Annotated in this window: 16 protein-coding genes; 4 read left to right on the top strand and 12 right to left on the bottom strand. The window is 42.5% G+C overall.

Annotation, left to right across the window (positions count from 1 at the left end; genetic code table 11):
* Positions 1 to 2: 2 nt before the first annotated feature.
* The 11 genes from gyrA to ABD894_RS01345 all read right to left on the bottom strand — a co-directional run bounded on the left by gyrA (position 3) and on the right by ABD894_RS01345 (position 9,770).
* A complete protein-coding gene (gyrA, locus tag ABD894_RS01295) occupies positions 3 to 2,579 on the bottom strand; it encodes a DNA gyrase subunit A (protein ID WP_345209167.1) in 2,577 nt (858 codons plus the stop codon).
* A 178-nt stretch (positions 2,580 to 2,757) separates the two neighbouring features.
* Positions 2,758 to 3,150: a hypothetical protein gene (locus tag ABD894_RS01300; RefSeq protein ID WP_345209168.1), complete on the bottom strand. Its 393-nt coding sequence runs from the start codon at positions 3,148 to 3,150 to the stop codon at positions 2,758 to 2,760.
* Entirely contained in the window at positions 3,150 to 4,061 is a 912-nt protein-coding gene (gene hemF / locus ABD894_RS01305; RefSeq protein ID WP_345209169.1) for an oxygen-dependent coproporphyrinogen oxidase, read from the bottom strand. Before hemF ends, ABD894_RS01300 begins: the two co-directional genes overlap by 1 nt.
* Positions 4,062 to 4,090: 29 nt before the next feature.
* Positions 4,091 to 5,347: an MFS transporter gene (locus ABD894_RS01310; protein ID WP_345209170.1), complete on the bottom strand. Its 1,257-nt coding sequence runs from the start codon at positions 5,345 to 5,347 to the stop codon at positions 4,091 to 4,093.
* 106 nt (positions 5,348 to 5,453) lie between these two features.
* Positions 5,454 to 5,651 (bottom strand): cold-shock protein, encoded by a 198-nt coding sequence (locus ABD894_RS01315; protein ID WP_345209171.1) that lies wholly within the window; start codon positions 5,649 to 5,651, stop codon positions 5,454 to 5,456.
* Between the two features lie 140 nt (positions 5,652 to 5,791).
* A complete protein-coding gene (locus ABD894_RS01320) occupies positions 5,792 to 6,427 on the bottom strand; it encodes a peroxiredoxin (protein WP_345209172.1) in 636 nt (211 codons plus the stop codon).
* Between the two features lie 197 nt (positions 6,428 to 6,624).
* Complete coding sequence (gene rpmA, locus ABD894_RS01325; protein ID WP_345209173.1) at positions 6,625 to 7,014, bottom strand: 50S ribosomal protein L27; 390 nt, start codon at positions 7,012 to 7,014, stop codon at positions 6,625 to 6,627.
* Between the two features lie 48 nt (positions 7,015 to 7,062).
* Positions 7,063 to 7,371: a 50S ribosomal protein L21 gene (gene rplU, locus ABD894_RS01330; RefSeq protein WP_345209174.1), complete on the bottom strand. Its 309-nt coding sequence runs from the start codon at positions 7,369 to 7,371 to the stop codon at positions 7,063 to 7,065.
* Positions 7,372 to 7,448: 77 nt separating this feature from the next.
* Positions 7,449 to 7,952 carry a hypothetical protein gene (locus ABD894_RS01335; protein WP_345209175.1) on the bottom strand — a complete coding sequence of 168 codons (504 nt, stop codon included), beginning with the start codon at positions 7,950 to 7,952 and terminating at the stop codon, positions 7,449 to 7,451.
* Between the two features lie 60 nt (positions 7,953 to 8,012).
* Positions 8,013 to 9,386, bottom strand: a complete 1,374-nt coding sequence (locus tag ABD894_RS01340) for a dicarboxylate/amino acid:cation symporter (RefSeq protein ID WP_345209176.1) — start codon at positions 9,384 to 9,386, stop codon at positions 8,013 to 8,015.
* A 63-nt stretch (positions 9,387 to 9,449) separates the two neighbouring features.
* Positions 9,450 to 9,770 (bottom strand): YbjQ family protein, encoded by a 321-nt coding sequence (locus ABD894_RS01345; protein ID WP_345209177.1) that lies wholly within the window; start codon positions 9,768 to 9,770, stop codon positions 9,450 to 9,452.
* 95 nt (positions 9,771 to 9,865) lie between these two features.
* Between ABD894_RS01345 and ABD894_RS01350 the strand changes: the two genes are divergently transcribed.
* Genes ABD894_RS01350 through ABD894_RS01365 form a run of 4 tightly spaced genes read left to right on the top strand, consistent with a single transcriptional unit; the run spans position 9,866 to position 12,055 of the window.
* Positions 9,866 to 10,393, top strand: a complete 528-nt coding sequence (locus tag ABD894_RS01350; RefSeq protein ID WP_345209178.1) for a hypothetical protein — start codon at positions 9,866 to 9,868, stop codon at positions 10,391 to 10,393.
* 45 nt (positions 10,394 to 10,438) lie between these two features.
* On the top strand, positions 10,439 to 10,936 hold the full coding sequence (locus ABD894_RS01355) for an RNA polymerase sigma factor (protein WP_345209179.1): 498 nt from the start codon (positions 10,439 to 10,441) through the stop codon (positions 10,934 to 10,936).
* Positions 10,923 to 11,513 (top strand): hypothetical protein, encoded by a 591-nt coding sequence (locus ABD894_RS01360; protein WP_345209180.1) that lies wholly within the window; start codon positions 10,923 to 10,925, stop codon positions 11,511 to 11,513. The genes ABD894_RS01355 and ABD894_RS01360 overlap by 14 nt, the downstream gene beginning before the upstream one ends.
* Before the next feature lie 5 nt (positions 11,514 to 11,518).
* The gene (locus ABD894_RS01365) at positions 11,519 to 12,055 is read left to right on the top strand and encodes a GNAT family N-acetyltransferase (RefSeq protein WP_345209181.1); all 537 of its coding nucleotides are present in this window, start codon (positions 11,519 to 11,521) and stop codon (positions 12,053 to 12,055) included.
* A 10-nt stretch (positions 12,056 to 12,065) separates the two neighbouring features.
* Here ABD894_RS01365 and dinB read toward each other — a convergent pair whose 3' ends face one another.
* The gene (gene dinB, locus ABD894_RS01370) at positions 12,066 to 13,250 is read right to left on the bottom strand and encodes a DNA polymerase IV (RefSeq protein WP_345209182.1); all 1,185 of its coding nucleotides are present in this window, start codon (positions 13,248 to 13,250) and stop codon (positions 12,066 to 12,068) included.
* Positions 13,251 to 13,270: the final 20 nt, after the last annotated feature.

Raw genomic sequence — 13,270 nt, forward strand, 5'->3', positions numbered from 1 at the left:
ACTTATTCGTTATCGCTTTCAGGTGTCGCGGCTGCATCAGCTTCCGGCTCGGCACCAGGTGTGCTTTCCGGATTTTCCACGCCTTCAACGCCTTCTGTTTCTTCTTCGTCAGCCTCGTGGTCAACTTTAGTTACCGAAGCAATTTCGTCATTACCTTTCAGTGTGATCAAGCGTACACCTTGCGTTGCACGGCCCATAACCCTTAGCTCACTAATAGCTATACGGATAATTACGCCCGATTTGTTGATGATCATCAAATCTTCCTGATCGGTAACACCTTTAATGGCCACAAGGTTTCCGGTTTTTTCGGTAATGCTAAGTGTTTTTACGCCCTTACCACCACGGTTAGTAACCCTGTAATCTTCAATATCGGTACGTTTACCATATCCTTTTTCTGATACTACCAATACCGTAGTGTCAGGGTTATCGATACTGATCATACCTACAACCTCGTCGTTATCGCTATCTAAAGTAATACCACGTACGCCGGTAGCGGTACGTCCCATTGGCCTAACGGTTGATTCGTTGAAGCGTATTGCACGGCCCGATTGAAGCGCCATTACAATTTCGCTGCTGCCACTGGTCAGGTTCGCCTCTAATAACGAGTCACCCTCGTTAATGTTGATAGCATTGATACCATTAGCACGCGGACGAGAGTACGCCTCAAGTGAGGTTTTCTTGATAGTACCTTTACGGGTACACATAATTATATAATTATTTTCAAGATACTCCTGGTCTTTCAGGCTGGTAAGCTTAATGTAAGCTTTAATCTTTTCTTCCTTAGGTATGTTGATGATATTCTGGATAGCACGGCCTTTAGAAGTACGTGTACCCTCCGGAATTTCAAATACCCTTAACCAGAAACAACGGCCGGCTTCGGTAAAGAACAGCATGTAGTTGTGGTTTGATGCCACCAGTAAATGTTCGATAAAGTCTTCATCGCGGCTATTGCTGCCGATAGATCCTTTACCGCCTCTGCCCTGCCTGCGATACTCCGTTAATGGCGTACGTTTAATATAACCTTCACGTGAGATGGTTATTACAACGTCTTCATCTTCAATGAAATCTTCAGTTTGCATTTCTGCCGATGAGTGTACCATTTCGGTTTTGCGCTCATCACCGTATTTCTCTTTTATCTCCAGCATTTCGTCCTTGATGATTTGCATGCGCAAACCTTCGTCGGCCAAAATAGATTTCAAGTATTCAATTTGCTTCATTAAAGCAGCATATTCATCTTTGATCTTATCGCGCTCCAGTCCGGTTAAACGGCGAAGGGTCATGTCAAGTATGGCACGTGCCTGAATATCGCTCAATCCAAATTGGGTCATTAAACCCTCACGTGCTTCATCAGGAGTTGATGACGCGCGGATCAGTTTAATTACCTCATCCAAATGATCAAGCGCGATAAGCAAACCTTCTAAAATATGGGCGCGCTTTTCAGCCTCAGCCAGTTCATATTTAGTACGTCTGATAACTACCTCGTGCCTGTGCTCAACAAAGTGATAGATAAGATCTTTCAAGTTAAGCAACATCGGCCTGCCATGTACCAGCGCAATATTATTTACGCTGAACGATGTTTGCAGCGATGTATACTTATACAGGTTGTTAAGTACGATGGCTGCGTTGGCATCACGTTTTATTTCGTAAACCACGCGAATACCTTCACGGTTCGATTCATCCCTGATGGCAGATATACCTTCAAGTTTTTTCTCGTTAACCAGTTCGGCAGTACGCTCAATCATTACCGCTTTGTTTACCTGGTAAGGTATTTCGGTTACGATGATACGTTCACGATCGTTATTATAAGTTTCAATTTCAGCTCTCGACCTTATCACGATACGGCCACGGCCGGTTTCAAAAGCCTGGCGTGCGCCTTCGTATCCGTAGATGATACCACCGGTAGGAAAATCCGGGCCTTTGATGTATTGCATCAGCTCACCCACTTCAGCATCGCGGTTGTCAATATAAGCTAAAGTAGCATCTACAACTTCGCTCAGGTTGTGCGGCGGCATATTGGTAGCCATACCTACGGCAATACCTGATGCACCGTTAACTAATAAGTTAGGCACTTTTGCCGGTAAAACTGTTGGCTCCTCTAAAGAGTCGTCAAAGTTTAACTGGTAATCAATAGTATCTTTATTGATATCGGCCAGCATTTCTTCGGCAATCTTTTCAAGCCTTGCTTCGGTATACCTCATCGCTGCCGGTTGGTCACCATCAATAGAACCATAGTTACCCTGTCCTTCAACAAACGGGTATCTTAAGCTCCAATCCTGTGCCATACGTACCATGGCATCGTAAACAGACGTATCGCCGTGCGGGTGATACTTACCCAGTACCTCGCCCACAATACGGGCCGATTTTTTATATGGTTTGTTGTTGCTTAAACCCAGATCGAGCATACCGTAAAGTACGCGTCTGTGTACCGGTTTTAAACCGTCGCGAACATCGGGCAGCGCCCTTGATACAATAACAGACATTGAATAATCAATGTATGCTGATCGCATTTCCTCATCAATATTTATCGAAATTATCCGGTCTTCTTTGTGTGGGTTGTCGTTTTCTGTTTCGTCAGCCATTTTTTGTTTTTATGTAGAATCTTCTCGTTTGTCGCCGGTTTAAAAAATGAATTTTAAGCGACCTGCGAAGTTAAGAATTTATATGATTTATAGTATAAATGTTAGTAATAATATGGTGTGTTAAAAGCTTTACAGCATACCAAAATACAACATACTAATACGTAGTACATTGCACTGTTTATTTTACCTTTTTCCAGTATGATTCTACCGTATTGCCATTGGGTAAAATGCCCTTAAAAGTAAGCGTATCGTTTATAATGGTATAAGTATAAGTAATGGTTTTGCCAAGCGTAGCCGATTTTTGGGCGCAAAAAGTTTGCGTTTCCAGGCAGGTATCGGCATTAAGGCTGTAATCGCCAGATTCATAAGTGTATGGCTTTTCGCCTTTCTCCAGCACAATCGCTTCGAAATGTTTTTTATCGTATTTACGCTGCAAGGTATAATCTGCCGACGCGGCATTTCTTTTGCCGTTGAAGGTTTCACCGCAATACTGCCACAAGCCTTTTAAGTTAGGGCTGTTGAACGATGATAATAATGCGACTACCAAAAAAGCGGCTAAGATCTTTTTCATTATGCAACCCAGTTAATTCCTTTTTTTAATAAAGATAAGGTGCGCTCTTCTTCGCTACCAAGCTGTGGCTGATAGTTGTACACCCATTTAGCCGTAGGCGGCAAGCTCATCAGTATCGACTCGATGCGGCCATTGGTTTCCAGGCCGAACTTGGTACCGGCATCATAAACAAGGTTAAACTCGGTATACCTGCTTCGGCGCTGGTACTGCCATAGCTGCTCATTATCGCCAAAAGGTGTGTTGCGGTTACGGTTAACCAGTTCGGTATAAATTGGCGCGAACGAACGGCCAAGCGCTTTAGAAAATTCAAATATTTCTTCCCAGCTAATATCATCAGTAGCTGCAAGCCTGTCGTAAAATATGCCGCCTATGCCGCGGGTTTCGTTGCGGTGTTTTATATAAAAGTAATCATCGGCCCATAATTTAAACCGATGATAAAAGTCGCTGTTGTAAGTATCGCATACTGATTTAAGATGGGTATGAAAATAGCTGGCATCCGCATCGATAACATAATGCGGAGTAAGGTCTATCCCACCGCCAAACCATCTTACCGGCGGGTGACCGTCAGTAGCGGGCATTTCAAAGTACCTTATGTTCATGTGGATGATAGGCACCCATGGATGATTAGGGTGAATAACGATAGATACGCCCGTAGCGAAGAAGTTATCATCTTCTACCTTCAAAGCTCTCTTAACGCTATCGGGTAGCTGCCCATGCACGGCTGAAAAATTCACGCCACCTTTTTCAAGGATGTTGCCGTTTTGGATAACGCGGGTAATGCCGCCCCCGCCCCCATCACGTTCCCATAATTCCTGCTCAAAAGTCGCTTTGCCATCTAACGCTTCAAGCGCCTGGCATATTTCGTTCTGGATATCCCGGTAGTCTGCCGCTATTTGTTCTTTGCTAATCATTGCTGCAAAAATGCACAAAAAACCCCGCTTTATGAAGCAGGTGTAATCACATCCTCTTCCACATAGTTGAGGTCTTTACCAAAACTTTCTTTTAACTGGCTTAGCGAGAACAGCGACAAGATAGTTAATATCCCCATCATGATATAGCCGCTTTTAACCATACCATAGTGCGCTACAAACACGTTAAACAATAAATTAATGGGGATCAATAAGCCACGTACAAAGTTGGGGACAGTGGTGGTTACGGTAGACCTGATATTGGTACCAAACTGCTCGGAAGCTATGGTTACAAAAGTAGCCCAGTACCCTACCGAAATACCCATAAAGAAACAGATCCACACAAATTGGGATGGGGCGATACCTTTGGCTGTTAAATAAACCACTACGCTCACCACCGATAACAGCTGAAACAACAGCATGGTCAACCTGCGCGAGCGTGTTAACTGCGAAAGCACACCCGCGAAAATATCGCCAATGGCAATACCCACATAAGTATACATTATGCCTGCACCGGCACTAAGCGCTTCGGTTGCGCCAAGCTCTTTACCAAATTCCGGCGACAAGGTAACCAACACGCCTACTATATACCATAACGGGGCGCCTATCAGTATGCAATAAATATATTTAAGTAGTCTTTTACGATTGGTGAACAGCATAAAGAAGTTGCCTTTTGACACGCTCTTTTCTTCCATGCTTTTGAACATGCCCGACTCAAATGTGCCTACACGCAGCAACAGTAAAAGAAAGCCCAACACACCACCTACAAGATATGCCGGTCGCCAGCCCAGTTCGCTAACCTGCTTGGCCGCTACAGCGCCAAACAAGCCTACAGCAGCAACAATCATAGTGCCGTAGCCGCGCTTTTCCTTACTCATAGTTTCGCTTACCAGAGTAATACCGGCACCCAACTCGCCGGCCAGGCCAATACCTGCTATAAACCTTACAAGGGCATAGGTATTTACATCATGCACATAACTATTAACTATATTGGCTATAGAGTATAGCAAAATAGAGCCGAACAACACCTTGATACGGCCAAATTTGTCGCCGATAATGCCCCACACTATACCGCCCAGCAGCAAGCCAAACATTTGAATATTGATGATGAATTGCCCTTGCAGCTTAATTTGATCAGGATCGGTAACGCCGATATCCTTTAAGCTGGCTACACGAACAATGGAGAAGATCAGCAGGTCATATATATCAACAAAGTAACCTAAGGCGGCCACCAGCACTAAAAAAATAACATTACGCTGCGACGCCTTTGAAGCGGAAATAACGGTCATAATAATTGGTAATTCTATTTGTGGCGCTAAACATAAATATTTTTTCACAAAAAAAGTCCCTGTAGTTATTACAGGGACTTCCAATTCTTTATCAGACGTAGTATTTTTATATCTTCTTAACTTTTACAGCTTGCAATCCTTTTCTGCCATCTTCAACGTCATACTCAACACTATCATTATCTTTAATAGCGTTTACACCGCCTTCTACATCTTTAAAGTGCACAAAAAGGTCTTTTCCGTCGTCGGTTATGATAAAACCGTAGCCTTTTTGTGTGTTAAACCATTTTACTTTTCCAGTTTTCATAATAAATATTATCGTATTAAAAAATTCTTGTTTAAATATTCAATTGCTTATACCAAACTGTATTATAAAACGGTTGATAATCAGAACAGAATGAATGAAACTATCTTTTCAAATATATAAAAATAATAATCCAAATAAAATTATTTATTTGGCTGCGGTGTTAAGCGCAAATAAGGTTTAACCTGGGTAAAACCTTTAGGAAATTTGGCAGGGATATCTTCTGTCTTAATCGCAGGCACTACTACCACGTCCTCGCCTTCTTTCCAGTCGGCAGGTGTGGCTACGCTGTAATTGGCGGTTAGCTGCAATGAATCTATCACCCGTAATATTTCCTGAAAATTCCTTCCGGTTGATGCAGGGTAAGTAATGATCAGTTTAATAGTTTTATCGGGCGCTATGATGAACAATGACCTTACTGTTGCGGTTAATGATGCATTCGGGTGGATCATATCGTAAGCCTCGGCTATTTCGCGGTGCTCATCAGCTATGATCGGGAAGTTCACTTCCACATTCTGGGTTTCGTTAATGTCCTGTATCCAGCCTTTGTGCGATTCTACTCCGTCAACGCTCAGGGCAACTACCTTTACATCGCGTTTATCAAACTCATCTTTTAATGATGCCGTGCGGCCAAGCTCGGTAGTACATACCGGCGTATAATCAGCAGGGTGCGAGAACAGCACTCCCCAGCTGTCGCCTAAAAATTCGTAGAAATCGATTTCGCCTAATGATGTTTGCGCCGTAAAGTTGGGCGCTTTGTCTCCTAATCGTAAACTCATGGTGATGCGGTATTAATTTGGTTATGTTTTATACAGACTAAGGTAGCGGGATTGTTTTAAAAATCAAGGCTTCATTATCACTTATTTATAAGCGATACAAATAAGTGATACAGTATTGACAAAGCGGCCATAAACTAAAAAAGGCCGTTCACTTTGCAGTGAACAGCCTTTTTGTTATAATTTTTTACGCTAACTGATTACTCAGCAGCAGCTTCTTCTTCAGTAGCTTCTTCTTTTTTTGCTTTTGGAGCAGCTTTTTTAGCCTTTGGAGCTTCTTCAGCGGCTACAGCTTCAACTTTAGCAGGTGCTGCATCTTCAGCAACTGTTGCAGTTTTGAAAGGAATAACTGATACGTATGAACGGTTATCTGCTTTCTTTTTGAAAATAACTTCGCCATCAACTAAAGCGAATAAGGTATGATCTTTACCGATACCTACGTTAAGACCCGGATTGTGCGGGGTGCCACGTTGGCGAACGATGATGTTACCTGCGATTGCTGGCTGACCACCAAAAATTTTGATACCTAAACGTTTGCTATGCGACTCACGACCGTTTCTTGAGCTACCGGCCCCTTTTTTATGTGCCATTTCTTATATCTTTATGAAAGAGTGAAACTCCTTCGGATTAAACATTAATTATAAGGTAATACCTGTGATCTCTATTTTGGTGAATTGCTGGCGGTGACCATTTTTCTTTTTGTAACCTTTTCTTCTTTTCTTTTTGAAAACGATCACTTTATCACCTTTTACATGAGACACGATCTTAGCTGAAACTTTAGCGCCTTTCAAATCAGAACCTAATTTGAAGCTGCCTTCGTTTTCTGCTAACAATACCTGGTCAAATTCAATACTAGCGCCTTCATCTCCCTGTAAGCGGTGTACAAAGATCTGCTGGTCTTTAGCAACTTTAAATTGCTGTCCGGCTATACTTACTATTGCGTACATTGTTGTTAATAAATTATGTTTTTAAATTTTTTCGAGGTGCAAATATAGGCATTAATTATACAATAAGCAATACCGTGTTATTTTTTATGTTTTATCTCCGCGTCGTTCAAAATGCGTTGAATTTCTTTGATCAAACGCTGGTTGGCGTCTTTTAATGTTTCGGGCCCATCAAAATCAGCCGAGTAAAGTACCGTTTTACTTTTACGATCATAATTGTACTGTATCTTATAATGCGGCGCGTTTTTATCCGGGCTGCTATGATTTTTTTCTACAGCCGGAAAGTTCCAGAAACCAAGGTCGGCCGCCTTGCGGTGCAAGTATAACAGTTCATCTTTATTTAAACGAAGATGTTTTTTGATCAGCGAATCGCGCGCGTCAACATATTGATAATCGCCGGTTGCTGAATTATACTTGTTAAGCAGGCTATCACCGGTACCGTATTCAAACACTATCGATTTAAACTCCGAAAATTTATAGGGCGCATTACCCACCATCATGGTATAATAATATAAACAGTAAGCTATAAACGGCACAGCTACACTTAGAATCAGAAATATCTTTTTAGAACGAGAACTTGACATTATTTAATTATTGAATTATTTCTATTTGATTAACGATCATCGGTACGAGGCAGGGAAAATTTAATTATCGATCTCTCCCTCCCATTTACTTACTACCGCGGTTGCCATGGCATTACCCAATACATTGGTAGCCGAGCGGCCCATATCCAGTAAAGGGTCAATACCAATCAATAGCGCTAAACCGGCTTCCGGGATATTGAACATGGATATTGTACCTGCAATTACCACTAACGAAGCACGCGGAACCCCCGCTATACCTTTACTGGTAAGCATCAGTATCAACAGCATTGATAATTGATGCTCGAAAGAAAGATGGATATTATATGATTGCGCAAGGAATAAAGAAGCGAAGGTCATGTACATCATAGAGCCATCCAGGTTGAACGAATAGCCCAGCGGCAATACAAAACTTACAATTTTATTATTGCAGCCAAAGCGTTCCAATTCCATTAAAACACGTGGATAAGCTGCCTCGCTGGTTGAGGTACTGAACGCCACTAACATGGCATCCTTAATATTGTTCACCAGTGTAAATACGCGGTTCTTCAATACAAAATACCCGGCCAGTATAATCACCAACCATAGTATTAGTAAAGAAAAATAGAACTCGCTGATAAATATGGCATAAGTGGAAAGTATGCCTAAACCCTGCTTGGCAATAACCGCCGTAATAGCACCGAATACCGCTAAAGGAGCTACCTTCATTACATAGCCGGTAATTTTAAGGATAACGTGGGCTATAGCATCCATCGCTTTGATCACTATTTCGCCTTTAGGGCCAATAGCCGCCGTAGCGACACCAAAGAACAGAGAGAATACCACAATTTGCAGGATCTCGTTATTGGCCATAGCCTCAATAAAACTTTTCGGGAATACGTGGCCAATAAAATCGCGCAGGGAAAGGGCCGTTTTTTGGATGCCTGTACCTATATGGCTATCGGGCAACGGCAGGTGCATGGCCTTACCCGGTTCAAAAAAGTTAACCAGTACCATACCCAGCAATAGCGAAACCAGCGTCGCGCTTAAAAACCAAAGCAGTGTTTTACCACCTATACGGCCTACAGCCTTAATGTCGCCCACTTTGGCTACACCAACCACAAGCGTTGTGAATACCAGCGGCGCAACTATCATTTTTATCAGACGCAAAAAGATGTCGCTTAGTATATTAAAGCCTACCAGTTTATCATCCCGAAGGGTATCATTCTTTTTACGGATTGAGGATAGTTCAGCGCGTTGCAGCTTCAGATCTTTATAAACCGCTGTGGTAGTATCAGTTGCAGCGGCTATTTTAACATCGATGGTTTTGATACCGGCTTCGGCTTTTGACAGCTCCTTATTAATATCATTAATAACAAGGCTATTGTAAGCATAGCCTACAATTACACCTAAAACGAGTGCGATAAATATGTAAAGGGTCAGTTTGCTTTTGCGCATGTACGTTATTTGGAAAGGTACAAAACTACAAAATGCAAACTGATTATTTCGTTGTGGTCAAACTTAAACCTTTTCTACCTTAACAGCAGTGCCATAAGCCAATACTTCGGTTACCCCCTGCATTACTTCATTGGCATCGTACCGCATATTAATTACCGCGTTCGCGCCGTGCTGGTGGGCGTGCTGCATCATCAGGTCGTACGCTTCCTGGCGGGCTTGTTCGCACAGATCGGTATATACGCTGTTACGGCCGCCTACCAAAGTTTGCAGTCCGCCCAGGAAATTGCCGCCTACCCCGCGCGATCTTACAGTTATGCCGCGTATTACGCCTAAATGTTCGGTTACTTTATAACCCTCTAAGTGTGTGCTTGTTGTTACTAACATATTGATAAATGATTTATAGTACTCAAACATAAGTGTTGTAAGCTTAGTTTTGTAAGTGTTTACAATTTATTAATTTGCCACAGCTATAACAATACATGAGCGTAACAACCTACGGTTTACAGCAAATAAAGAAAGAGATACAGCACCTGCCGCAAGAGCAGGTAGCCGAGCTTTGCCTGCGCCTTGCCCGTTATAAAAAGGAAAATAAAGAACTGCTGGCCTACCTGCTTTTTGAAGCGCATGACGAAGCCGCTTTTATTGAAAAGGTAAAGGCCGAAGTTGGCTTTATGTTTAGCCAGTTACCCGTGCAAAGCTATTTCGCGGCTAAGGGACTGCGTAAAATATTAAGGCTGATCAGTAAGTACGTAAAATTTACCGCGTCGAAAACGGCCGAAATAGAACTGCTGATCAGTTTTGGCAACAGCTATTTGCAGTATACCGACAGGAAGACATCGTACAAACCCCTGCGCCTTATTTTATCGCGGCAGCTGGATAAAATAAGAACCGGTATCAACAAACTTCACGAAGATTTGCAGTATGATTATAGCCAGGATTACGAGCTTTTACTGACAGAAGCAGACAAAAAACTATCGTGGATAAATAAGAATGATTACTTGTTGTAACATATTTATAAATTTGGCATCTAACCTCAAAACAATTAACTGCAAGTGACCGAAAAAGAAGCAGCTTTTAAGAAAATATTTGAAGCTAATTCAAAAAAGATATTTCACCTGTGCTATGGCTACACGGGTGATGACGACGCGGCGAACGATTTGTTGCAGGAAACTTTTTTGAAGGTGTGGCAAAATCTCGATAAGTTCAGGAATCAGGCCATGATATCAACCTGGATATATCGTATAGCGGTAAATACCTGCTTAACTTACTTACGGTCGGAAAAGCGACAAGCCAAAGATGAACTTACACCGCAGATAGCGGAAACCAAAAGAGAAGAATTCTCGGAAAAGAACGAGCAGGTAGCCCTGCTGTACAAGTGTATTTCAAAACTGGAAGAATCGGAAAGAATTATCATAACTATGGTACTTGATGAGGTACCGTATCCCGAAATTGCTGATATATCAGGTATATCTGAAGGTAATTTAAGGGTAAAGATTCATCGTATTAAACAAAGGTTAACAGAGTTATATAACCAGTATGAAAGACTTTGATCAATTAGTGTCGGTTTGGCAAGGACAGCCAAAGCGGGATCAGCTTTCGGTAGACGAGGCGCTGAAGCAGGTGAAGAAAGGAATGGGAAGCCTTAATAAGAAATTATTGCGCGGTATAACCAGTATGATGGTTGGTTTTATATCGGTATTTTTGACTATGCTTTTCCTGGCATTTGAATCATGGGTTACCTATTTAGGTATAGGCATTATGCTAAGTACCATGTTGCTATATGTTTTAGTTATGGTGCGCGATTACAGGCTGATCACTAAACAGGATGTAACTACCAACCCTACAGAATATTTACAGAGCCTAAAAGAATACCAGCACCGCCGTGCCGATATGTACGGCTGGTTATACTACTTATATGTGTTGTTGCTGAGCATCGGCCTTTCACTGTACTTTTTTGAAGTACTGCAAAGTTCAAGCCCTACGTTTAAATACTCGGCTTATGGTATTACAGCCGCGTGGTTGCTGTTCTGTACCTTTTATTTAAGAGGCCGCATTTTAAAGAACGAGCAGGAGAAGCTGAATTTAATGATAGACAGGCTGGTGAGGTTGCAAGGTCAGTTTGAATAATATTGATGTACCCCGTAATTACATTAGTAAAAGCAAGCCCGGCTGATGCCGAAACACTGCTCAACCTGAGCCGGAAAACTTTTTTTGACGCGTTCGCCCATCAAAACGATGCGATAAATATGGAGATATACGCTGCCAAAGCGTTTACGTTGACCAAGATCAAAGAAGAACTTAACAACCCCGACTCCGCGTTTTATTTCGCTTATCTTACCGATCATATTGTGGGTTACCTTAAGTTGAACACCGGTGATGCCCAAACTGAATTTAAGGAGGATACCGCGCTCGAAATAGAACGCATTTATGTATTGCAAGATCATCACGGCAAAAACATAGGCTCACAGCTCATTGATTTCGCTATTGAAACCGCTACAGAAAAGCGGTTCAAATATGTATGGCTCGGCGTTTGGGAAATGAACATTAAGGCCATCCGTTTTTATCAGCGCCATGGCTTTGAAGGTTTCAGCACCCATCGTTTTATGCTTGGCGATGAAGAACAAACAGATCTGCTGATGAAACGCGCGCTGACACAATATCCCAACTAAAATCCCTTCATCACCCTTTTAGAAAAGGGTTGAAATTTCTTGTACCTATTTCCATACCTGCTGCACGGCATACGGTTTTATCGCCAAATTTAAAATTGATATTATCCATAGCCTGGTATAAACGAATCCGTTCTTCGTTATCTTCAAACAGATTGATCTGGTAACTGCCTGTAGTAAGATTGCTCAACCGCACGCCTATCAGCCTGATGGGCCGGTGCTGATCCCAGGATTTGCTGAGCAGGTTTTTAATACCGGGTATTAATATATGTTCGGCAGCGGTAAGGGCAATTTTCTCCTGCTGGGTATGGGTTTCAAAATTGGCATACCGTATTTTAATAGCCAGGCACGATGCCAGCTTATTTTCGCGGCGCAGTTTTGAGGATAATTCCTCCGTCATGCTCACCAAAATAGTTTCGAGCGTACGGCGGTCTTTTACATCGGTACCGAAGGTGTGCTCTGTAGAGATGGATTTACGATCGGAATGCGGCACCAGTTCGCTATGATCTATCCCACGGGCCTTCTCCCAAATGAATAATCCGGCTTTGCCGAAAACAGTTTGCAAAAAGCGCAGGTCTACACGTTGCAAGTCGCCAATTTTTTCGATACCGTATTCATATAATTTTTGACAAGTTTTTTCGCCCAGCATAGGTATTTTGCGAATTGGCAAGGGCGCTAAAAAAGCCATTTCCTTTCCGTGAGGAATTTGCAATTGCCCGTTAGGTTTGGCCTGATTGGTAGCCATTTTAGCAACCACCTTACTTGAGGCCATCCCGAAGGATATGGGCAGCCCGGTGTCTTTAATAATCTTTTGCCTGAGATCAGATGCTATCTTATAGCTATCGTGAAAGCGGTCCATGCCCGAAAGATCAAGGTAAAACTCATCAACCGAAGTTTTTTGATACAGCGGAACGGCGTCGTGAATGATCTGTGTAACCTCATGCGATGCCTCTGAATATCGGCCATGACTGCCGGAGATCAAAATAGCATCGGGGCATAATTTGAGCGCCTGACGGGTAGGCATGGCCGAATGTACACCAAACTTGCGCGTTTCATAACTGCACGAGGCCACCACTCCCCTGTCGGCAGATCCGCCTATAATAACAGGCTTACCTATCAACGAGGGATTGAACTTTCGTTCGACAGAAACGAAGAAAGAATCAAGGTCGATATGTACAATATGGCGTTTGGTATCCATGTCACAAATATCAAAATAAA

The sequence above is a fragment of the Mucilaginibacter gynuensis genome, from assembly GCF_039541195.1.
GTDB classification, from domain to species: domain Bacteria; phylum Bacteroidota; class Bacteroidia; order Sphingobacteriales; family Sphingobacteriaceae; genus Mucilaginibacter; species Mucilaginibacter gynuensis.